The sequence below is a fragment of the Amycolatopsis aidingensis genome, from assembly GCF_018885265.1.
In the GTDB taxonomy this organism is placed as follows: domain Bacteria; phylum Actinomycetota; class Actinomycetes; order Mycobacteriales; family Pseudonocardiaceae; genus Amycolatopsis; species Amycolatopsis aidingensis.
This window is the reverse complement of the sequence record NZ_CP076538.1, coordinates 5,883,503-5,905,102: the sequence shown is the minus strand read 5'-3', so window position 1 is coordinate 5,905,102 and position 21,600 is coordinate 5,883,503. Positions and strand designations below refer to the sequence as shown.

Here is a 21,600-nt window from a genome sequence, read left to right as displayed (position 1 = left end):
CGAGCACCCGGCGCGCAGACCTCTCGCATCCGCGGGAGGTTTTTTTATTGGTACCGATACGCCCACACCAGGAGAGACCGTGACTCGCACGGAACCGGCAGGCACCCCCCTCGGCGACGACTTCCACCTCTACGACACCACCCTGCGCGACGGCGCGCAGCGGGAGGGGATCTCGTACTCGGTGACCGACAAGCTCGCGGTCGCCAGGCTGCTCGACGAGCTCGGTGTGGGCTTCATCGAGGGTGGCTGGCCGGGCGCGCTGCCGAAGGACACCGAGTTCTTCGCCCGTGCGGCCGAGGAACTGCTGCTCAAGCACGCCGTGCTGGTCGCCTTCGGCTCCACCCGTAAGGCCGACGTCGCCGCCGCCGACGACGCACAGGTGCGGGCGCTGCTGGACTCGGGCGCGCCGGTGGTGACGCTGGTGGCCAAATCGGACCGCAGGCATATCGAGCGCGCGCTGCGGGTCGATGTGGACACCGCCTGCGCGATGGTCCGGGACACGGTCTCCTTCCTGGTGGGCGAGGGGCGCAGGGTGTTCCTGGACGCCGAGCACTTCTTCGACGGCTACGCCCACGATCCGGACACCGCGCTGCGGGTACTGGACGCCGCGGGCGAGGGTGGTGCCGACGTTGCCGTGCTGTGCGACACCAACGGCGGGCAGCTGCCGCTCGGGCTGGCCGAGACCGTGCGCGAGGTCGCCGCGCGCACCGGGCTGCGGCTCGGAATCCACTGCCAGGACGACACCTCCTGTGCGGTGGCGAACAGCGTCGCCGCCGTACAGGCCGGTGCGACCCACGTGCAGTGCACCGCGAACGGTTACGGGGAACGGGCAGGCAATGCCGACCTGTTCGCCGTAACGGGAAACCTGGTGACCAAGCTCGGCATGGAGGTGCTGCCCACCGGCGGCGCGGCCGAGCTGACCCGCGTCTCCCATGCCCTTGCCGAAATCGCGAACATCGCCCCCGACACCCACCAGGCCTACGTCGGGGCTTCGGCCTTCGCCCACAAGGCGGGGCTGCACGCGAGCGCGATCAAGGTGGATCCGTTGCTGTACAACCACATCGATCCCACCTCCGTCGGCAATGACATGCGGGTCCTGGTCACCGAAATGGCCGGCAGGGCCAGCCTCGAACTCAAGGGACGTGAGCTCGGGGTTGACCTCGCCGGCCAGCCGGGCGCGCTGACCAGCGCGGTGGACAAGGTGAAACGCCTCGAGGCGCGGGGCTGGTCCTTCGAGGCCGCCGACGCCTCCCTGGAGCTGTTGCTGCGCAGGGAGGTGCAGGGCCCGGACCGGGACGTGCTGGACGAGCCGCCGTTCGTGCTGGAGTCCTACCGGGTGGTGCTGGACCACCGTGCGGACGGCGAGGTGATCTCCGAGGCCACCGTCAAGGTGCACGTCGGCGGCGAGCGGGTGATCGCCACCGCCGAGGGGAACGGACCGGTGCACGCGCTGGACGCCGCGCTGCGCAAGGCACTCAGCCCGCACCTGTCCTGGTTGGACACCGTGGAACTGGCGGACTACAAGGTGCGGATCCTGCCAGGGCACCCCGGCACCGACGCGGTCACCAGGGTGCTGGTGGAGACCTCGGATGGGCAGTGCGAGTGGACCACCGTCGGCGTGCACGAGAACATCGTCGAGGCCAGCTGGCTGGCGCTGTGCGACGCCCTGGTGCACAAGGCGATGCGGCAGCGCCAGCCTGCCGGGAGTTCGGTCAGCCGGTGAACAGCATCAGCCCGTACCGCTTCAGGATCGGGTTCAGCGGAAGGAAGTAGCTGCTGCCGCCACTGGCGCAGTTGCCCGATCCGCCGAGCAGCACGCCCTGGGCCTGGTCACGCTGGACGAACGGGGCGCCCCCGTCACCGGGTTCGGCACAGACGCTCGTCCTGGTCACGCCGTGCACCTGCCCATCGGGGTAGACGATGGTCTGGTTCTTCGCCTGGATCGTGCCGCAGTGCCAGCCCGTGGTGCCGCCCGCGCGGCACACCGCGGAACCGACCGGTGCCTCGGCCGACCCGGTGAGGGCGATCCGCCTACCGGGGCCGGGAATCCACGGTACGAGCTCCCAGTCGGTGGTGTTGGTGACGTGGATGACGGTGCCCCCGATCTCCGCCGCGATCACCATGCCGACCACCCGGTCACCGTCGCCGACCATGTCGCCGGGCCGGCCGCAGCCGCCGCCTGCGATCAGGTACCACTCGCCGGGCCAGCGATCGGTGGCCGCGAACGAGGTGGTGCAGCGGGAGGTCCCTTCGGAGTACAGGGTCATCCCGCCGCCGAGCGGGGCGCGTTGCGGGGCGCCGAGCGCGGTCGACGGGGTGCCGAGCAGCAGGGCGAGCACGGTCGCGAGGAGCAGGGGGAGTAAACGGAAGGGGCGCATGACGGCCTCCGGGAATGAAGCAGGGTTGTGCGTCGAATAATAGGCAGGCTTGCCGCCCTGGCCCAGCGGTCGAACGGAGCAGTCGGGTGGCCTGGTGACGGTGCAACGCACTCGGCTGGTTACCGTGGTGTCGTGCGTCTGGCTCGAATTGCTCATCCCGGTGGCGTCGCGTTCGCTTCGATGGAAGGGGACGGTGACGACGCCCAGGTGCTGGAGATCGCCGAACACCCGTTCGGCAAGCCCAACTTCACCGGCCGCCGCTGGCCGCTGGCCGATGTGCGGCTGCTGGCCCCGATCCTGCCGTCCAAGGTGATCGCCGTCGGCCGTAACTACTCCGCGCACGCCGCGGAGTTCGGCAACGAGGTCCCGGCCGAACCGATGATCTTCATCAAGCCGTCCACCAGCGTGGTCGGGCCGAACGCGGCGATCAAACTGCCGCCGAGTTCGTCCCGTGTGGACTTCGAGGGCGAGCTGGCCGTGGTGATCGGCCAGCCGGTGAAGAACGTGCCCGCGGCCAAGGCGCAGGCGGCCGTGCTCGGCTACGCCATCGCCAACGACGTCAGCGCGCGGGACCAGCAGCAGTCGGACGGCCAGTGGGGCAGGGCGAAGGGCTACGACACCTTCTGCCCGCTCGGGCCGTGGATCGAGACCGCCGTCGACCCGGCCGACCTTGCCCTGCGCAGCGAGGTCGACGGCGAGGTCAAGCAGGACGCGCGTACCTCATCGCTGGTGCACAAGGTGCCGGAGCTGGTCGAGTTCGTCTCGCAGGTGATGACCCTGCTGCCGGGCGACGTGATCCTCACCGGTACCCCGGAGGGGGTCGGTCCGATCAGCGCGGGGCAGCAGGTGTCCATCACCATCGAGGGGATCGGCACGCTCACGAACCCCGTGCAGGCCGGCTGAGCCGCCGGGCGAAGTCCGGTGCGTGCTCCGGCCGGAACCCGATCCCGATCAGGTACGCGGGCAGGAATGTGGCCTTGGGCACCGCCCGCATCAGCCGCACCATCGGCGCTGGCGGGCCGTTGCGCCTGCCATCGACCACCGGCCGCACCACCACGCGGTGCAGGATGCGCTGCAGGGTCTGCACCAGGATCGTCGGCAGCAGGCGCCTGCCCCGCACCTTGGCCAGTTCCCGTTGGCTCGCCTGGCCGCGCCGCAGCGGCCCGGCGAGCAGGGTGGCCGCGGCGACCGCGTCCTGCACCGCAAGGTTGATCCCGACCCCGCCGATCGGGGACATCGCATGCGCGGCGTCGCCGATGCACAGCAGCCCGTCGACATGCCACCGGTACAGCCGGTTGAGCCGGACGTCCAGGTGCTTGATGTCGTCCATCGACTCCAGCGCGCCTGCCCGGTCGGCGAAATGCGGGAAGAGCGCGACGAGTTCGTCCCGGAACCGCTCGATCCCGGCGGCGCGCAGTTGCGGGTCCTTGCCCTTGCGCGCGATCCAGGCGATCTGGAAGTAGCCCTCGCGCGGGATGACGATCGCGAACCGGCCGTCCCGCATCCGCGGACGCAGGGTCGGGTCGGTCTCGTCCGCCCTGCGCGGCAGCCGGAACCACCAGGCGTCGATCGGCACCGGCAGCTCCTTCGGGCGGAGGTTCGCCTCCCGCCGGGCCAGTGAGGAACGTCCGTCGCAGGCGATGGTCAGGTCGGCCCGCAGCTCGCCGGTCTCGCCATCGGCGGTGCGGTACCGGACGCCGACCACCAGGCCGCCTTCGCGGATCAGGCCGGTGACCTCGGTGTGCATCCGCAGGGTGAAGGTGTCCTCGGCATTCCCGGCCTCGGCGAGCAGGTTCAGGAAGTCCCACTGCGGCACCATCGCGATGTAGGGGTGGGCGGTGCGCAGCCTGCGCAGGTCCCCGACCACGAGATTCTGCCCTTCCCCGACGGGGAACGCGATCTCCTCGAGCCTGCTCTGCGGGAGCTCGGCGAACCGTTCACCCAGCCCCAGCTCGTCGAGCAGCTCCTGGGTCGAAGGGTGCACGGTGTCCCCGCGGAAGTCCCGCAGGAAGTCACCGTGCTTCTCCAGCACCGTGACCTCCACCCCGGCCCTGGCCAGTAGCAGCCCGGCGACCATGCCGGCCGGTCCGCCGCCGATCACCACGCAGGTCGTGCGTTCGGTCATCGCCACCACCCCTTTTTCATCATTTGTTGAATAAGTACACGATGCACCCGGCACCCGCGCCACGTCAAGCCGATACGCTGAGCTGGTTATGAGTGACGACGCCACCCGGGTCCGCGCCCGCTTCTGCCCTTCCCCGACCGGTACCCCGCACGTCGGGTTGATCCGCACGGCCCTGTTCAACTGGGCCTTCGCCCGGCACCACGGCGGCAGCCTGGTGTTCCGGATCGAGGACACCGATGCCGCGCGGGACACCCAGGAGTCCTACGACGCGCTGCTGGACGCCCTGCGCTGGCTCGGCCTCGACTGGGACGAGGGGCCGGAGGCAGGCGGCGAGTACGGGCCGTACCGGCAGAGCGAGCGGCGGGAGGTCTACGCCGATATCGCGGCGCGGTTGCTGGAGGCCGGGGAGCTGTACGAGGCCTACTCCACCAACGAGGAGGTCGAGCAGCGTCGCCGCGAAGCCGGTCAAGACCCCAAGCTCGGCTACGACAACCACGACCGGGAGCTCACCGCGCAGCAGCGGGAGGCGTTCCGCGCCGAGGGACGAACTCCGGTGCTGCGGCTACGAATGCCCGACGAGGACCTCGGCTGGACCGACCTGGTGCGCGGCGAGATCAGCTTTCCGGCAGGCAGCATTCCGGACCCGGTCCTGGTGCGGGGCAACGGGGATCCGCTCTACACCCTGACCAACCCGGTGGACGACGCGCTGATGCGGATCACCCACGTGCTGCGCGGAGAGGACCTGCTGCCGTCCACCCCGCGCCAGCTCGCGCTGTACCAGGCCCTGCGCCGGATCGGCGTCACCGATTTCACTCCGGAGTTCGGGCACCTGCCCTATGTGATGGGCGAGGGCAACAAGAAGTTGTCCAAACGGGATCCTTCCTCGAACCTTTTCCACTACCGCGAGCGCGGGTTCATCCCCGAGGGGCTGCTGAACTACCTCGCGCTGCTGGGCTGGTCCATCGCCGAGGACAGGGACATCTTCGGCGTGGACGAGCTGGTCGCGGCCTTCCAGATCACCAAGGTGAGTGCGAATCCGGCGCGGTTCGACGTGAAGAAGGCCGAGGCCATCAACGCCACCCACCTGCGCGCCCTGGACGTCGAGGACTTCACCGGCAGGGTGGTGCCCTACCTTGCCGCGGCCGGTGTGCTGCCCGAAACGCCGACCGAGGAGCAACTCCGTACCCTGCGCGCGATCGCGCCCCTGGTGCAGGAACGGGTCACCGTACTGGGGGAAGCCGGCGATCTGGTGCGTTTCCTGTTCGCCGAGGAGGCGGATTTCGCACCGGAGGAGGCGGCCGCGGCCAAGGCCCTCGGCGCCGATGCCGAGCCGGTGCTGCGTGCCGCCATCGAAGCCCTGGATACGCTGCCGTCCTGGACCACCGATGCCATCGAACAGGCGCTCAAGGACGCGCTCGTGGACGGCCTTGGGCTCAAGCCCCGTAAGGCTTTCGCGCCGGTGCGGGTGGCAATCACCGGGCGTACGGTTTCGCCACCGTTGTACGAGTCGATGGAGCTGCTGGGCCGGGACAGGTCCCTCGGACGGCTGCGTCGAGCGGTACCCGGCAACTGAGCGTAGAGAATTCGCACCGAAACAGAGCAGTGCTAATCACCTTCTCAGTCGAATCGGTACGGCCGAAAGTGGCCTAGCCTCTCGGGGTGGATTTTGCGCTTGCCTCCCCGACCGAACAGCAGGCAGTAGTCTCCCGACTGGACGACCCCGAACCGTGGGGTCCGTCCGACCTCCGGCTGGTGTGCCTTGACATCGATGACACCCTGATCGACTTCACCGCGGCGGGCAGGCATGCGCTCGCCGCCCTGATCGGCAGGGCGGACCTGTGGCCGCTCTGGGAGCGGGTCACCGAGGAGCACGTCGCCAGGGTGGTGGCCGGTGAGCTCGACTACGCCTCCATGCACCGGCGACGCACCCAGTACTTCCTCGCCGAGCTGGCGACCATCGGCATGCTCGTCGAGCCCCGTGACCCCGGAGTCTTCGAACAGCGCCGCAAGGAACTGCTGCGCCGGTCCTGGCGGCTGTTCGAGGATGTGGTGCCCTGCCTGGAGTGGCTGGCCGCGGCCGGGGTCCGGCTCGCCGCTGTGACCAACGCCTCCGGGGCGCACCAGCGGGCCAAGCTCGCCGACCTCGGCCTCGCCCGGTTCTTCGACCATGTGGCCATCGCGGGCGAGCTGGGGGTGGCCAAGCCCGATCCGGTGATGTTCCACTCGGTGTGCCTCACCATCGGCTGTGCGCCAGCCGAGGCCGCGCATGTGGGCGACAAGCTGGACACCGACGCCGTCGGCGCGCAGCGGGCCGGGCTCGGCGGGGTCTGGCTGGACCGTGGCCGGACGCCGTCGACCGTCCCGGACGGCGTACATGTCATCAACAGCCTTGCCGAGCTGCCCGAGCTGCTGGTCTGCGAGTTCGCCAGGGTAGGGGCGCCAGGGGTGCCGCTGCCACGCTGAGTGGCCGACCCGGCTGATCCGCCCGAACCGGCATGGTCTAGTATTTTCTCTCGGCGGTGCCGCACCGGCCACGGCAGGAGCGGCATCACTATTGGGGTATGGTGTAATCGGCAGCACGACTGATTCTGGTTCAGTTAGTCTAGGTTCGAGTCCTGGTACCCCAGCTGCGGAGAGTGAAACGGCCTCTGGTAGGTTGCTCTCCAGCAACACAGGGTAATAACTGAACAAGCCCCCGTCGTCTAGCGGCCTAGGACGCCGGCCTCTCACGCCGGTAGCGTGGGTTCGAATCCCATCGGGGGTACTTGCGGTACGAACCAATGGCCGCTGATCAGCAAAAGTCTGGTCAGCGGCCATTGTGCTGGATGGCATATTCTCGGTAGTTCTGTTACGGCGTGACCGGCTGCAATGTTCCGGTGTCACCCGAGGGCGTCGAGCTGTTCCTGGATGCGACGGGCATCCGCGGTGCGATGCTGGGCTTCGTACAGCTCCAGCGCCTGCCGCCACATCGAGCGGGCTTGTTCCGATTGGCCGAGGCCGACATACGCGTGACCGAGGTTGCGGCGCAGGATGAGGGCTTGGCGGTGGTACCCGATGGCTCGGCGTGCCGCCCGGTGCGGTGGCCGATGCAGCCCAGACTGTCCAGAGTGGCCGCTTCGTTGTCGTGGCGGTTCAGCACGAGGGCGGCATCGCGGCAGGCGCGGGTCTTCTCGACGGCCTGATACAGCGGGAGGCCGTGGGTGGCGTGTTCCAGCGCCGCCGGTATCCAGGCTCCGGAGTGCCGCTTCTGACCAGCACAGCCCGGCCAGTACACAGCGTCTCCAAGGGCCCTTGGCCCCTGGTGAGTGCCCCGCGGGAAGCGCAGACTGGTTGGGCAACCGTGGGCGCCGAGATGGCGGGCAGGGAGGGGCGAGCCGTGACGATCGACGTGCAGCAGCCGAGGACGCATGACCTGGTGGGCAACAACATCCAGGTGGCCGGAGTGGCGGGCGGGGCGTTCGAGGCGAACTTCAACTACCGGGTGCACGAGGGGCACGACGAGGTGACCGGGTACTTCCTGGCAGGGGACGGCAGTGGCGGGCACGGTCAGTTCCAGATCACCGTGGACGTGGCGGGGGCCGCGTTCGTGCTGGACCGGTTGTTCGTGGAGGTGTTCCACGTCTCCCCGAAGGATGGTGCCGAGCTGGACAAGGTGGTCGTGCCCGTCGTCTTCGGGCCGAAGATCGTTCCCGGCTACCGGGTCTACCTGGAACATGTGGTGCAGCCGGGCGAGACGCTGTGGAGCATCGCCGCCCAGTACTACGGTTCCGGAAATCTCTATCACCGGCTGGTGGCGGCGAACCCCGGCACGATCACCAACCCCAACGTCATCCATCCCGGCGATGTGATCCGCGTGCCGCAGGGCGACTGAGGTCCGCGGGCCTGCCGGCCACCGCACGGCCGCAGCCGGTGATTTCCGGGTAGCAGTTGCCGGGTTCGTTGGCGTGCACCGGAACGTCGCCGAGCGACCGGATCGCCGGGTCTTCCGGCCGGTGCCAGCCTGCCACCGGGGTCCCGCGTGCCGGTCGTGCCGTCTCCCCCGCCGGAGTTGGGGGAGGTGCCCGCCCGGCCGCCCGGGCCGGTCCGGTTGCCGGTCACCACACTGCGGTGCAGGATGAGCTGCCCGCGTTGCGTATGCCACCGCCGTCCTGGCTCGGTTCGCCCGGCCGCTCGCCGTCCGTGGTGTACCCGCCGGAGATCGTGCTGCCGTGCAGGGCACGTGATCCGCCCTCGGCGATCTCCATCACGCGGAACCGGGACGCCCGGCCTGCCCTGGCGATGGTGGTGTTGGCGCCGTGCATGATGAGGTTGCCGGTGATCACGAGAGCCCGGCAGCGCCATCACGGCCTGTGGTCGCGGGTTCGGTGAGCAGGCCGAGTCCGATGGCGAGCGTGCCGGCCGTGGCTGTGGCCAGGGGTCTGACGCGGTGTGCGGCGAACGACTTGTGGTCCCTCTCCCCGTTCCTTCAGCGAGTTTCGCCTGCCCCTGTTCCCTCGTCAGCCCGCGCGCAGGACTGGATCGCCGGGACGGCGCAACGGCCTTGCCCCGCAGGGAGGTGGCCGGAAACTCAGGTCGCCTTGTGGAACCGGGCGGTGACGACCTTGCCCTGCTGCGGGCTGATCGGCCGGGTGCCGTTCTCGTCATGGAAGCGGTCGAGCAGGTCGTAGAGGTGCACGTCCACGCAGGCCTCCACCAGGTCGGCATAACCAGCCGCGGCGGCCCGCGTCCTGCGCCAGGAGATGAGCGCGAGCGCCAGGCCGAGGACGGCGGCAGGCCACCATATGGTGCCCAGCGCCAGGTACAGCGCGGCCCAGCCGCCAAGTGCGGTCGCCTCGTCAAGGCGCTGCCTCGCCTCGGTCAGCGGTACCCGGGTGGTGTCCGGCACCAGCAACCACAACCGGCTCCACGCTGTGGCCAGATCGAGGCCGTACTCCTTGTACACCCGCACATCGGGCGCCCGCAGCCGGTCGCCGGTCCAGGTGGCGCAGCGGGGTTCGGCGAGCGCGATGCGGTTGCGCTCCGCGTCCTGCCCGCGCTCATCCGCCCGGTGCCAGCGTCGCCTCCGGTGGCGCGCCAGCGCGGAGGCCGCGGTACGGAGCGGGAACGGCCAGCGTCCGGAAAGCAGTGACTCCGCCGCACCGGTCAGCGCCCGCGCCAGCAGTCCGGCGGCCACCGAGGCGAGCAGCAACACGATCAGCAGCACGACGGTGCGCAGCAGCTCGGCCTGCGGCCCGGCCCCGCCACCGGTGGCGGTGAACTCGGTCAGCCGCCGCCACAACAGGTCGGTGTCGGCCCAGTTCCCGTGTCCGAGGGTGACCGCGACAGCCGCGACACCGGTGCACACCAGCCCCGGCAGCACCAGCATGGCGACCCAGCGCTCGGCCAGCTTGCGGCCCAGCTCGGTGAGGAATCCGGTCATCGCACCTCACTCGTCCGGGACGAACCGCAGCGCCTGCTCGTGCACGTGGCAGCTGGGCAGTTCCGAACCTGCGGCGCGCCGCACCACCCGGTCGCACTGTCCGTGCGGGCACAGGTAGGTGCCGGTGATCGTGCGTTGCTCGGCGTGGATCGGCGGCGGCAGCGAGGATGTCTGCCGCGGTGGGCCTCCCGCGGGGACTCCCTCGGTACCGCGCGGGAACCCGAGCTCGGCCAGCAGCGAACCGGCCGGCTCACCGCGCCGGATCGCCTCGGCCGCCCGCTCGACCGCGGCCCGGCGCGCCGCGGAAGCGGGCCCGCTCAGCAGCGACCGCAACCGGGGAAGGTCCGCGCAGAAGGCGGCCAGCGGATCGGGTAGCGGCTCGGCGTTCATGATCTCCCAGCGGAATCGGCTGGTGTTCGGGTGTTCGGCATGCTAGCGGATGGCCGCTGACCCGTTCAGCCAGTAACGTCGGTTTCACCGTCTCGTCTGGGGAGCACATCGAATGCGTGAGCGGTTACTCGCGGCGTTGCGGGACCGGATCCAGCACCGGCTCGGTACCGGGGAGAACGACCGGATCGCGGATCCGGCGGGGCCCGACGAGGCCGCGGCTGCGCTTGGCCACCTCGCCGCTCCGGACGGCCTGGACTGGGAGGTGCTGCACACCCTTGGCCTCTGGCACTGGCTGCGTGCCGTGACCCTGCCACCGGAGCAGACCGAGCAGGACCGCGCGCTCGCCGTGCCCTTCCTCGTGCCGTTCTACCTCCGCAGGCCGGACAGCCTGCCGGAACCGGTGCGCTCCGCGCTCGCCGACCTCCGCAACTCTGCCGAACCGGTGACCCAGGCCGAGTTCGCCGAGTCGGTTGCCGTGCTGGCGAGGTTCCTGCTCGGCCGGTTCGCCGAGTCCGGCGGCACGCACCGTCGCGATGGCGAGTCGGCGATCCGGGTGCTCGCCGATGTGCTGGACGACGTGCCCGAGGACCGTCCTTCCTGGCCGGTCCTCGCCTGCGACCACGCCTACGCGCGACTGCTGGTGCGGGTGCTGCCCACGGCAGGGGACGAGCAACCGGATCAGGCCGAGCTCGACGCGATCATCGCGGCGTTCCGGCGTGCGTTCGCGGCCACCCCGCAGGACCATCCGAACTACTCCCGGTGCGCCAACGGGCTCGGCTGCGGCCTGCGGCTCAAGGCCGCGGCGACCCGCGATCCCGCGCTGCTGGCCGAGGCCGTCCAGCTGGCCAGGACGGCGGCAGGTACCGCGGCCGACACCGGCGAGCACCCGCCGAACATGCCTGCCGACCTCGACGCGCTGCTACTGAAGCTGTTGCCCCGCACCAGGGACGGGGCTGGCGAGCAGGAGGACCATCCGCTCGCCGCGGTGCTGCGGATCCTCGGTATCGCGCCGAACTCCGGGGACAGCAGGGACGCCCGGACGATGGACCTGGTGGCGACCGTGCTGCGCTATCCAGCCGAGGCCGGCATTGAGGAAGTACTGGCGAAGGTGCTGGAACTGGGTGGGCGGCAGGTGGAGCACTTACCGCCCGGGCAACGGCTCGCGGCCCTGCACCGGTTCTTCGAGCAGGGCGCCCAGGAACCGCCGCAGGCCTTCGCACCGGTCGAGCTGTCCGAGCTGAACGAGGTCGCCGAGCTGCATGACCGGCTGCTCGCCCGGCTACCCGAGGACGACCCGGATCGCGGGCCGGTCGAGCTGACCCGGTTGCTGCTGTCCATGGCGCGGGTCCAGTTCGCGCCCTCCGGTTCGATCGAGCGGCGGCAGGAGGAGATGATCCGGCTGGTCGAAGGGCCATGGAGGCGATGGCGACGCTGCCCGGTCTCGCGGACACCGGTTCGTTCATCGAGCCGATGGTGGCGCTTGGTAACGCCCTGCTGTCGCCGTTCGAGATCCTGGGCTCGCTGGAGCGGGCAACGCGACGGTACCGCGCCGAACTGACCGGGATGGCGGCGCAGGACCCGCGCCGCCCCGCCGCCAGGAAAGCACTGGCGCAGGTGCTGTTCGAACGCCACCAGAGCACTCAGGACGAAACCGCCTACCTCGAGGCCGCCGGTATCGCGCGGGAGCTGGCCGCCGAGGACGCCCTCGATGCGCGGCTCATCGCACGGTGGGGGCACGCGGTCGCGGGCCGGATCCAGCAGACCGCGCTCGGGATGACGCCGGGTGCAGGGGAGCCGCACGCGGGCGGTATCGCCGCGCTGACCGCGAACGAGGTGGTGTCCACCCTGCTGGCGGAGGACGCACCCGGGGCGCTGGAAGGGCTGGAGGAGGGCAGGGCGCTGTTGCTGTCCGGCGCGTTCAACACCCGCGGGGAGCTGGACGCCCTGCGCGCCGCCGATCCCGGCCTCGCAGCGGAGTTCACCGCCCTGCGGGAGGAGGCGCTGGCCGCGTTGAACCCCGGGCAGGAGGCGAGCCCCGGCGAGCAGGACCGGTTCCGGGAACGGATGGCGCGGTGCGCCGAGCTGGTCGAGCGGATCAAGGCCCTGCCCGGATTCGCCCGCTTCCTGCTGCCCCTCCCGCTCGGTATCGCCGAGCTGCGCCCCGCCGCTGCGGAAGGTCCGGTGGTGGCGATCAACGTGCACGCCAGCCGGTGCGACGCATTGGCACTGTGCGCCGACGGGGTGGTCCCGATCCCGTTGCCAGGGCTGTCCGCGGCCGATCTGGTGGCGCAGGCCGGTGCCTTCGAGACGGCGGTGGGCACTCTGACCTCCTGCCCCGGCGGTTTCCTTGCCGAGCAGGCCCAGCACACGGTGCGGGACACCCTGGCCTGGCTGTGGGAGGTGCTCGCGGAACCGGTGCTGACCCGGCTGGGGTTCACCGTCACCCCGGCGGAGGGCAGGGACTGGCCGCGGCTGTGGTGGTCACCGACCGGCCCGCTGAACTTCCTGCCGCTGCACGCCGCGGGCAAGGGCGCCGGTGAGTCGGTGCTCGACCGCGTGGTCAGCTCCTACACGCCGACCCTGCGCGCACTGCTGCGCGCCCGTTCGCGTCCGGCCCCTGCCCGGCGCACAGCGCTCGCGGTCGCCATGCCGCAGACCCCTGGCCAGACCCCGCTGCCGGCGACCGTGCGCGAGGCCACGGCGTTGGCAGGCCGGTTCGCGGGCCCGGCGCCCCTGATCGGTGCGGAGGCGACCGCCGCCGCGGTGCGTGCCGCCCTGCCCGGGGTCACCATCGCGCATTTCGCCTGCCATGCCAGCAGTGACCCCGAGGACGTCTCGGCGGCGCGGCTGCTGCTGCACGACGGACCCCTCGACGTCACCGAGATCAGCGAGCTGGACCTCGGCTCCGCGGAGCTGGCTTACCTTTCCGCCTGTGCCACCGCGCGGGGCAGCCTGCGCCATGCGAACGAGGCCGTGCACCTGGCCTCGGCCTGCCAGCTTGCCGGGTACCCACAGGTGGTGGCCACCCTCTGGGAGGTGGAGGACGAGGTCGCGGCCACGGTAGCGGCGGAGTTCCATCGTGCGGTCGCGGCGCAGCGCGGCCGGCTGGACGGTGCTACCGCGCTGCACACCGCGGTTCGCCGGGTGCGCGCCGCCGCCCCCGAGCGGCCCGGTTCCTGGGCCGCGTATCTGCACGCGGGTGCCTGAGACCTTGTTCCCTGAACTGTGCTTTGCCGCTCGAGGCGAGCGGAGAAACGCGCGTGGCGGAGCCCACGGGCGGCGAGGCCGGGCGCATAACCTGCGAGAGTGACGTGTGCGCGGAGTCCGAGCCCGGCCGAGTCGATCGTGCCGCGCGTTCAGGAACAGACACTGAGAGCTTGTTCCACTATGGATGACCCGGCACCGGGCGGGCTCGGGTGGGATCGGTCACAGGCGTTCCTGTAGTGAGTCGGCGGCGGCAAGCAGGTCGGCGGCCCAGCGGGCGCCGGGTTTGCGGCCGATCCGGTCCACCGGGCCGGAAACCGACACCGCGGCGATCACCGTGCCGGTGGAGTCCCGCACCGGAGCGGACACACTTGCCACCCCGGCTCGCGCTCCGCGACACTCTGCGCCCAGCCCCGCCGCCGGACCTCGAGCAGGGTCCGCTCGCCGAACACCGCATCGGCGAGGATGGTGTGCTGGGTATGCGGATCCGCCCACGCGGCCAGCACTTTCGCCCCGGAACCCGCGGACATCGGCAGCCGGGCCCCGATCGGCACGGTGTCCCGCAACCCGCTCGGCGGTTCCGCCGTGGCGACACACACCCGCTGCCCGCCGTCCCTGCGGTACAACTGCACACTCTCCCCGGTGATGTCCCTGAGCTTGGGCAGCACCGAGGCGGCCGCGTCCAGCAACGGATCGGTGGTTCCGCCAGCCAGCTCGGCCAGCGCGGTTCCCGGCCGCCAGCGCCCGTCCGGCCCGCGGCGCAGTAACCGGTGCACCTCGAGCCCCACGGCGAGCCGGTGCGCGGTCGCCCGCGGCAATCCGGTCCGGCTGCACAGTTCCGCGAGGCCGCAGGGATCCTCGGCGGCCGCCTGTAACACCGCCACCGCCTTGTCCAGGACGCCGATACCGCTGTGCTGGTCGGAAGAGTTATGCTGTCCCACACAGCGATACTAGCTTCCCGTACTTTGGGAAGTCCAGATTCTGGGAAGAATCGAGCTCGGGAGTGGGCACGCCCGCGTCCCCGCCCGGGTTCCCTTCACTCCCAACCGGACAACGTGGGAGGAGCCTCATGCCGGCGAGTAAGCCGAGGACGCTTGCGGAGAAGGTGTGGGACAACCACACCGTGCGCCGCGGCGAGGGCGCCGAGCCCGACCTGCTCTACATCGACCTCCACCTGGTGCACGAGGTGACCAGCCCGCAGGCGTTCGACGGGCTGCGCCTCGCGGGCAGGCCGGTGCGGCGGCCGGATCTCACCATCGCCACCGAGGACCACAACGTCCCCACGGTCGACATCGAGCTGCCGATCGCCGACCCGGTCTCCAGGACCCAGGTGGACACCCTGCGGCGCAACTGCCAGGAGTTCGGCATCCGCCTGCATCCGATGGGCGACGCCGAGCAGGGCATCGTGCACGTGATCGGCCCCCAGCTCGGGCTGACCCAGCCGGGGATGACGGTGGTGTGCGGCGACAGTCACACCTCCACGCACGGCGCGTTCGGCGCCATGGCCTTCGGCATCGGGACCTCCGAGGTCGAGCACGTCCTGGCGACCCAGACGCTGCCGCTGCGGCCGTTCAAGACGATGGCGATCAATGTGGACGGGCGGTTGCGCCCGGGGGTGACCGCGAAGGACATCATCCTCGCGGTGATCGCCAAGATCGGCACCGGTGGCGGCCAGGGGTACGTCCTGGAGTACCGGGGCAGCGCGATCGAGTCGCTGTCCATGGAAGCCAGGATGACCATCTGCAACATGTCGATCGAGGCAGGCGCGCGGGCCGGCATGATCGCCCCGGACGAGGTGACCTTCCAGTACCTCAGCGGGCGTCCGCACGCCCCGGCCGGGGCCGAATGGGACGCCGCCGTGGCCGCCTGGCGGGAGCTGCGCACGGACGAGGGCGCGAGCTTCGACGCCGAGGTGCATCTGGATGCGAGCGAGCTCACGCCGTTCGTGACCTGGGGCACGAACCCGGGGCAGGGGCTGCCGCTCGGCGAGCGGGTTCCGGACCCGGCCGCGATCGCGGACGAGAACGAGCGGTACGCCGCCGAGAAGGCCCTCGCCTACATGGACCTGATCCCGGGCACCCCGCTGCGTGAGGTCGCCGTGGACACCGTCTTCCTCGGCTCCTGCACCAACGGCCGGATCGAGGACCTGCGGGCGGCGGCCGAGGTGCTGCGCGGCCGCAAGGTCGCAGACAACGTCCGGATGCTGGTCGTGCCCGGCTCGATGCGGGTGCGCAAGACGGCCGAGGCCGAGGGGCTCGACACGGTGTTCACCGCCGCGGGTGCCGAGTGGCGGCAGGCAGGCTGCTCCATGTGCCTCGGCATGAACCCGGATCAGCTGGCGCCGGGTGAGCGCAGCGCGTCGACCTCCAACCGCAACTTCGAGGGCAGGCAGGGCAAGGGGGGCCGGACCCACCTGGTGTCTCCGCTGGTGGCGGCCGCGACGGCCGTGCGCGGCACCCTGGCCTCGCCGGAAGACCTGAACTGAGGACCTGAACCGAGGAGGCTCCCACCATGGAACCGTTCACCACCCACACCGGGGTCGGAGTGCCCCTGCGCAGGTCCAACGTGGACACCGACCAGATCATCCCGGCGGTCTATCTGAAGCGGGTCAGCCGGACCGGCTTCGAGGACGGGCTGTTCGCCGCCTGGCGCGGGGACGAGACCTTCGTGCTCAACCAGGAGCCGTTCCGGGCAGGCACCGTGCTGGTCGCAGGCCAGGACTTCGGCACAGGCTCCTCCCGCGAGCACGCCGTCTGGGCCCTGATGAACTACGGCTTCCGGGTCGTCATCTCCTCCCGGTTTGCCGACATCTTCCGCGGCAACGCGGGCAAGCAGGGCCTGCTGGCCGCCCAGTGCGAGCAGGCGGACGTCGAACAGCTGTGGAAGATCCTGGAGAACGGGCCCGGCACGAGGGTCACCGTGGACCTCGAGGCGAAGACGGTACGAGCCAAGGAGTTCGTCGCGCCCTTCACGATCGACGACTACACCCGCTGGCGGCTGCTGGAGGGGCTGGACGACATCGCCCTGACCCTGCGACACGCCGGGGAGATCGACGCCTTCGAGTCCGAGCGCCCGAGCTGGCGTCCGGTGACCACCCCGCAGGCCGCTCAGCCGGCCGCTCCCGGCCCCTCCTAGGCACAGATTCCCTGCTCAGCAAGGGAATCCGTACCAGGTCAGCGGCCTGCGAAACCACGCCAGACGGCTCGCGGAAGGCCCCCGCAGGGGTCCCTCAGAGGGCGGAACCTCGCCCCCGATAAGGAAAAATTCCGCGTGCCGTTTGGAATTTGTGCTGCGTTGGTAATACCGTGTGCCCAAGTCGGCCGACGTGGCCGTGTGACAAGTAGTTCTTCGTGGAGGACTGGAATGGCCAACAAGGCCCAGCTGATCGAAGCGCTGTCGGAGCGCTTGGAAGGCGACAAGAAGGTTGCGGCGAAGGCGGTCGACGAGATCGTCGATATCATCATCCGCACGGTGAACAAGGGTGAGAAGGTGAACATCACCGGCTTCGGGGTGTTCGAGAAGCGTGCCCGCGCCGCCCGCACCGCCCGGAACCCGCGCACCGGCGAGACGGTGCGGGTCAAGAAGACGAACGTCCCGGCCTTCCGGGCCGGAACGACGTTCAAGGACGTGGTGAGCGGCGCGAAGAAGCTGCCCAAGGCCACGGCCGTGAAGCGTGCTACCGCTACCTCGCGCAGCACCGGCAGCACCAGCCGGACGACGAGCTCGCGTACCAGCAAGGCGACCGCGAGCCGCCCGACCGCGACGCGGAGCACGACGACCCGTACCTCCTCGCGGGCCGGCAGCACCTCGCGTGCCGGTACCACCAGCCGGTCCAGCACGAGCCGGGCGACGGCGACGAAGGCCGCACCGAAGACGGCGGCCAAGTCCACCAAGTCGACGGCGAAGACCACCGCGGCGAAGAGCACGGCGGCGAAGGCCAGCACGGCCAAGAAGACCACCGCCAAGGCTGCGCCGAAGACCGCGACCAAGGCCACCAAGTCGACCTCGGCGGCTGCCAAGAAGACCACAGCGGCCAAGAAGAAGAAGTAACACCAGCGGTTACTTTCGGCGGGGCCCGTGCAGCGGCACGGGGCCCCGCCGCATGTCAGTGCCCGTTCCGGAACCGCGCCGCGGGCCCTTCCATAATGGAAGGGGTCAAGAGTGCGCGGCGGTCACCGGGTCCGGGAGCGGGCTGGCGAAGTAGCTCGCCGCGGCGAGCCTTGCCGGCTGCAGGGACCCCGCAGCAGTGCCGGGACGGAAGGCCAGCAGCCACAGCGAGCCCTTCTTGCTCGCCACCGTCCCGTTCTTCGTGCTCGGCAGCCGTACCCCGTCCCGTTCGGCAAGGCGGGCGACCACGTCCGGGATCACCCCGCCCTGGCTGCAGATCAGCGGCGTGCCGCCCTCGGAGACGATGTCGAGCAAGCGCGCGATACCGGTTTCCGGATCGGGCCAGTATCCTTCCTCGGACAGCAGGTGCTCGTGCCGCACCTCCGTGCCGAGTTCCTCGGCGACCCCGCGCACGGTCTGCACGCAACGCAGCCGGGGCGCGGCGAAAACCGGTCCCGGCCGGAACGGACGTAGCAGTTCCCGTACCGCCTCCGCCTGGCGTAGCCCGGCATCGGACAGCGGGCGGAGGTCGTCGTCCCCAGCCCATTCGTCCCGCTTGCCCGCCTTTGCGTGCCGTACCAGCAGCAGGGTGGTCAGCCGGGGCGGCAGGGCGAGGAACTCCCGCAGCACGTTCCGGTCGGCAGGGTAGTCGAGCACGGACTCGGCCTCGGCAGGGTTCAGCCAGCGCAGCTCGTCGACTTCGGCGTTGGGCACGAAGCGGCCGCCCGTCGCCTCGGCACTGAAGTAGTCGACCGTCTTCGGCGCCCGCAGGCCGCGGCTGTGCACCTCGTACTCGATCCGGGTGAGGAACCGCCCCAGGATGGCGTCGAAACCGGTCTCCTCGGCCACCTCACGGGCCGCGGCGACGGGCGTGGTCTCCCCGGGGTCCAGTTTTCCCTTCGGCAGCGACCAGTCGTCGTAGCGCGGCCGGTGCACCACGGCCACCTCTACCGCACCGGTGCCTGCCTGCCGCCACAGCACCGCTCCCGCCGCACGAACCCTGGCCGGATTGGACGCCCCGCTCACCCGGCGGCCCCGTGCCGGATCAGCAACTCGGCCTGGTGGTCGCGCACCTGCGAACCGTCCTTCGGCGAGGGCGCCCACTCGCCGGTCGAGGTCAGCACCCAGCAGCGGGTGGCCGGGTCCAGCGCGGAGTCCAGCACCTCGTCCAGTTCCCCGGTCAGGATCGGGTCCTTCACCCGCACCATCGCCTCGATCCTGCGGTCCAGGTTGCGGTGCATCATGTCCGCGCTGCCGATCCAGTACGTGTCGCCTGCGCGGAAGTGGAAGACCCTGGAGTGCTCCAGGAAGCGCCCGAGGACCGAGCGCACCGTGATGTTCTCGCTCAGCCCGGGCACGCCCGGCTTGAGCGAGCAGATCCCGCGCACCACGATCTCCACCCTGACCCCGGCCTGGGATGCGTGATACAGCGCGTCGATGATCTGCTCGTCGACAAGGGAGTTGCACTTGATCCGGATGCCGGTGTCCTCGCCGGCGGCCGATCGCTCGATCTCCTCGGCGATGCAGTGCAGGATCCCCCGCCGGATGCCGCCCGGCGAGGTGAGGATGTTGCGGTAGGTGTCCTGCCGGGAGTAGCCGGTGAGCACGTTGAACAGGTCGGTGAGGTCCGCGCCGATCGTCGGGTCGGCGGTGAGCAGCCCCATGTCCTCGTACAGCCTCGCGGTCTTCGGGTTGTAGTTGCCGGTGCCGATATGACAGTAACGCCGGATGGTGGAGCCTTCCTGCCGCACCACCATCGCCACCTTGCAGTGCGTCTTCAACCCCATCAACCCGTACACCACGTGCACCCCGGCACGTTCCAGGGTACGCGCCCAGGTGATGTTGGCCTGCTCGTCGAACCGCGCCTTGATCTCCACCAGCGCCACCACCTGCTTGCCTGCCTGGGCGGCGTCGATCAGCGCGTCCACGACCGGCGAGTCCCCCGAGGTGCGGTACAGGGTCTGCTTGATCGCCAGCACCTTGTCGTCCGCGGCGGCCTGCTCCACGAACCGCTGCACGCTGGTGGAGAAGGAGTCGTAGGGATGGTGTACCAGCACGTCCCGCTCGCGCAGGGTGGCGAACACGCTCTTCGGGGTCTCCCGTTCGCCGAAAGCCGGATGAGTGCGCGGTACGAACGGTGGGTCCTTCAGCTCCATCCGGTCCAGGCCGTAGAGCTGGTGCAGGCAGCTGAGGTCGAGCAGCCCTGGCACCTCCACCACGTCATGCGGATCGACCTCCAGCTCGCGCAGCAACAGCTCCAGCATGTGCTCGCTCATGTCCTGTGCGACCTCGAGCCGCACCGGCGGGCCGAACCGGCGCTGCGCGAGCTCGCGCTCCAGCGCCTGCAACAGGTCCTCGTCCCGATCCTCCTCGACCTCGAAGTCGGCGTTGCGAGTGACCCGGAACACGTGGTGCTCGATCACCTCCATCCCGGTGAACAGCTCGCCGAGATGCGCCGAGATGAGTTCCTCCAGCGGAAGGAAGGTGGCCGGATCGCTCTCCCGGTCCTGCTCCACCCGGATCAGCCGGGGCACGTTGTTCGGCACCTTGACCCTGGCGAAGCGCTCGGTTCCGCGTTCCGGGTCGCGCACCGTCACGGCCAGGTTCAGCGAGAGCCCTGAGATGTACGGGAACGGGTGGGCGGGGTCCACCGCCAACGGGGTCAGCACCGGGAAGATCTGCTCGCTGAAGTACGAGGAGATCCGCAGCTGGTCGGGCGCGTCCAAATCGGACCAGCTCACGATGAGGATGCGCTGCTCGGCGAGGGCGGGCCGGACGTGGTCGGTGAACGCCTCGGTCTGCCGCTCCACCAGGTCCTGGTTGCGCTTGGCGATGTAGGCGAGCTGCTCGCGCGGGGTGAGCCCGTCCGCGCTGCGCACCGAGAGGCCGGTCTCGTCCCTTCGCTTCAGCCCGGCCACCCTGACCATGTAGAACTCATCCAAATTGGACGCGAAGATGGCGAGGAACTTCGCTCGTTCGAGCAGCGGCTGGGAGGCGTCCTCGGCCAGCGCGAGCACCCGGGCGTTGAAGTCCTGCCAGGAAAGTTCGCGGTTGAAGTACCGGTCGTCGGGCAGCGAGTCGGCCAGCCGGGGGGTGCCAGGGGTGACGGCCGGTGGCGCCGAGGGTACGGCGTGCTTCTCCGGCTGGCGGCCGTTATGGCTGGACCCACTCTCCTGCCCGCGAGGCGCGGAGGCCGCCGGTACCGGTGTTGCGCTCTCGTCGTTGCTCACACCTTGCATTGTTCCGCACTCGGGCGCGGGACGCGCGTACCGAACGATACGGCCGGGTGAATGTTACGACACCCACGTTCCGGCATCCGTGCTGTTCAGCGCAGGCAGGCGGGCTCGCCCAGCGCGGTCACGGTGCGCTCGCCCACGCCGATCAGCCGGGCATGCGCGAGATCATCGGCCGTGTCCACATCGCTGCGCAACGAAGGCACCGGGGCACTCAGCGCGACCGCCCCGGAGGCGGCGTGCGCACCGGCCGAACCATTGCCGAACCGTGGCTCGAGCGGCGCACCCGGCGCCGACAGTAACAAGGTGGTACCGGTTCCGTGCCGGTCGGCGACGAAGGAGCGTCTGCCAGCCGCCTCGGCAAGCGCCTCGGCGAGTTCGGCGGGCCGCAGTGCGGGCAGGTCGGCCTGCAGCGCGCCGACGACCCCGTCCGGGTTGTCCTCGCGCAGCACGCCCTCGCCCCTGCGCAGCGCCGCGTTGAGCCCGCCGGCCCCTTCCTCACTCACCACCTCCGCGCCCAGCCTGCGCAGCTCGGCCAGCGCGGCGGGGTCGGTGGCCACCACGAGCAGCCGCCGCACCCCTTCCGTCGCGGTCGCCGCGGCGAGGGTGTCGGCGGCCAGTGCGAGCACCAGCGCGGCGTGCTCCGCGCCTGCCGCTCCCCGCAACCGGGACTTGCCTGCCCGCGGGGGCTTCATCGGGATGATCAGGTCGACCTCACGAGACACCTCACCATCATTACCCGAA

19 protein-coding genes, 2 tRNA genes and 1 pseudogene are annotated in these 21,600 nt (G+C 70.4%); 13 read left to right on the top strand and 9 right to left on the bottom strand.

All coding sequences use genetic code 11. The annotated features are described in order from the left end of the window. The first annotated feature begins 79 nt into the window (after positions 1–79). Positions 80–1,723, top strand: a complete 1,644-nt coding sequence (cimA, locus tag KOI47_RS26885) for a citramalate synthase (RefSeq protein ID WP_216209081.1) — start codon at positions 80–82, stop codon at positions 1,721–1,723. Here the strand turns inward: cimA and KOI47_RS26880 are convergent. Beyond that, a complete protein-coding gene (locus tag KOI47_RS26880) occupies positions 1,713–2,378 on the bottom strand; it encodes a S1 family peptidase (RefSeq protein ID WP_216209079.1) in 666 nt (221 codons plus the stop codon). The two genes, cimA and KOI47_RS26880, sit on opposite strands and share 11 nt — an antisense overlap. 132 nt (positions 2,379–2,510) lie before the next feature. Here KOI47_RS26880 and KOI47_RS26875 point away from each other — a divergent pair, with 132 nt between their 5' ends. Then, positions 2,511–3,281, top strand: coding sequence for a fumarylacetoacetate hydrolase family protein (locus KOI47_RS26875; protein ID WP_216209076.1), 771 nt, complete (start codon positions 2,511–2,513; stop codon positions 3,279–3,281). On the opposite strand, the gene KOI47_RS26870 is transcribed toward KOI47_RS26875, so the two are convergent. Then, positions 3,256–4,503: an FAD-dependent oxidoreductase gene (locus KOI47_RS26870; protein ID WP_216209073.1), complete on the bottom strand. Its 1,248-nt coding sequence runs from the start codon at positions 4,501–4,503 to the stop codon at positions 3,256–3,258. The two genes, KOI47_RS26875 and KOI47_RS26870, sit on opposite strands and share 26 nt — an antisense overlap. 88 nt (positions 4,504–4,591) lie before the next feature. Between KOI47_RS26870 and gltX the strand changes: the two genes are divergently transcribed. The 6 genes from gltX to KOI47_RS26840 all read left to right on the top strand — a co-directional run bounded on the left by gltX (position 4,592) and on the right by KOI47_RS26840 (position 8,374). Then, positions 4,592–6,076 carry a glutamate--tRNA ligase gene (gltX, locus tag KOI47_RS26865; RefSeq protein WP_216209070.1) on the top strand — a complete coding sequence of 495 codons (1,485 nt, stop codon included), beginning with the start codon at positions 4,592–4,594 and terminating at the stop codon, positions 6,074–6,076. A gap of 179 nt (positions 6,077–6,255) precedes the next feature. Further along, a complete protein-coding gene (locus KOI47_RS26860) occupies positions 6,256–6,966 on the top strand; it encodes an HAD family hydrolase (protein WP_216217578.1) in 711 nt (236 codons plus the stop codon). A 92-nt stretch (positions 6,967–7,058) separates the two neighbouring features. Then, positions 7,059–7,130, top strand: a tRNA-Gln gene (locus KOI47_RS26855). A 64-nt stretch (positions 7,131–7,194) separates the two neighbouring features. Continuing rightward, positions 7,195–7,267 (top strand) — tRNA-Glu (locus KOI47_RS26850). A 112-nt stretch (positions 7,268–7,379) separates the two neighbouring features. Then, positions 7,380–7,685: a hypothetical protein gene (locus KOI47_RS26845; RefSeq protein WP_216209067.1), complete on the top strand. Its 306-nt coding sequence runs from the start codon at positions 7,380–7,382 to the stop codon at positions 7,683–7,685. Positions 7,686–7,879: 194 nt separating this feature from the next. Continuing rightward, a complete protein-coding gene (locus KOI47_RS26840; RefSeq protein WP_216209064.1) occupies positions 7,880–8,374 on the top strand; it encodes a Gmad2 immunoglobulin-like domain-containing protein in 495 nt (164 codons plus the stop codon). Positions 8,375–8,597: 223 nt separating this feature from the next. Here KOI47_RS26840 and KOI47_RS26835 read toward each other — a convergent pair whose 3' ends face one another. The 3 genes from KOI47_RS26835 to KOI47_RS26825 form a co-directional block, all read right to left on the bottom strand. After that, positions 8,598–8,825: a hypothetical protein gene (locus tag KOI47_RS26835; RefSeq protein ID WP_216209061.1), complete on the bottom strand. Its 228-nt coding sequence runs from the start codon at positions 8,823–8,825 to the stop codon at positions 8,598–8,600. A gap of 245 nt (positions 8,826–9,070) precedes the next feature. Then, positions 9,071–9,922 carry a hypothetical protein gene (locus KOI47_RS26830; protein ID WP_216209058.1) on the bottom strand — a complete coding sequence of 284 codons (852 nt, stop codon included), beginning with the start codon at positions 9,920–9,922 and terminating at the stop codon, positions 9,071–9,073. Between the two features lie 6 nt (positions 9,923–9,928). After that, positions 9,929–10,312, bottom strand: coding sequence for a hypothetical protein (locus KOI47_RS26825; RefSeq protein ID WP_216209055.1), 384 nt, complete (start codon positions 10,310–10,312; stop codon positions 9,929–9,931). Between the two features lie 112 nt (positions 10,313–10,424). Here KOI47_RS26825 and KOI47_RS35915 point away from each other — a divergent pair, with 112 nt between their 5' ends. Both KOI47_RS35915 and KOI47_RS35910 read left to right on the top strand, forming a co-directional pair. After that, a complete protein-coding gene (locus KOI47_RS35915) occupies positions 10,425–11,870 on the top strand; it encodes a hypothetical protein (protein WP_232376272.1) in 1,446 nt (481 codons plus the stop codon). After that, positions 11,783–13,519, top strand: coding sequence for a CHAT domain-containing protein (locus KOI47_RS35910; protein WP_332461477.1), 1,737 nt, complete (start codon positions 11,783–11,785; stop codon positions 13,517–13,519). The genes KOI47_RS35915 and KOI47_RS35910 overlap by 88 nt, the downstream gene beginning before the upstream one ends. A 219-nt stretch (positions 13,520–13,738) precedes the next feature. Here KOI47_RS35910 and KOI47_RS26815 read toward each other — a convergent pair. Then, positions 13,739–14,457 (bottom strand): annotated as a pseudogene (locus KOI47_RS26815) (IclR family transcriptional regulator). Between the two features lie 128 nt (positions 14,458–14,585). Here KOI47_RS26815 and leuC point away from each other — a divergent pair. The 3 genes from leuC (at position 14,586) to KOI47_RS26800 (ending at position 17,566) form a co-directional block, all read left to right on the top strand. Then, positions 14,586–16,001 carry a 3-isopropylmalate dehydratase large subunit gene (leuC, locus tag KOI47_RS26810; protein WP_216209049.1) on the top strand — a complete coding sequence of 472 codons (1,416 nt, stop codon included), beginning with the start codon at positions 14,586–14,588 and terminating at the stop codon, positions 15,999–16,001. A gap of 26 nt (positions 16,002–16,027) precedes the next feature. Beyond that, positions 16,028–16,651 carry a 3-isopropylmalate dehydratase small subunit gene (gene leuD / locus KOI47_RS26805; RefSeq protein WP_216209046.1) on the top strand — a complete coding sequence of 208 codons (624 nt, stop codon included), beginning with the start codon at positions 16,028–16,030 and terminating at the stop codon, positions 16,649–16,651. Between the two features lie 228 nt (positions 16,652–16,879). Beyond that, positions 16,880–17,566, top strand: a complete 687-nt coding sequence (locus KOI47_RS26800; RefSeq protein ID WP_216209043.1) for an HU family DNA-binding protein — start codon at positions 16,880–16,882, stop codon at positions 17,564–17,566. Positions 17,567–17,671: 105 nt separating this feature from the next. Here the strand turns inward: KOI47_RS26800 and KOI47_RS26795 are convergent, their stop codons facing one another. The 3 genes from KOI47_RS26795 to cofC all read right to left on the bottom strand — a co-directional run bounded on the left by KOI47_RS26795 (position 17,672) and on the right by cofC (position 21,551). Further along, positions 17,672–18,649, bottom strand: coding sequence for an NUDIX hydrolase (locus KOI47_RS26795; protein WP_232376271.1), 978 nt, complete (start codon positions 18,647–18,649; stop codon positions 17,672–17,674). Beyond that, positions 18,646–20,862 (bottom strand): RNA degradosome polyphosphate kinase, encoded by a 2,217-nt coding sequence (locus tag KOI47_RS26790; RefSeq protein WP_216209040.1) that lies wholly within the window; start codon positions 20,860–20,862, stop codon positions 18,646–18,648. Before KOI47_RS26790 ends, KOI47_RS26795 begins: the two co-directional genes overlap by 4 nt. 86 nt (positions 20,863–20,948) lie before the next feature. Next, entirely contained in the window at positions 20,949–21,551 is a 603-nt protein-coding gene (gene cofC, locus KOI47_RS26785; RefSeq protein WP_216217576.1) for a 2-phospho-L-lactate guanylyltransferase, read from the bottom strand. Between the last annotated feature and the right edge of the window lie 49 nt (positions 21,552–21,600).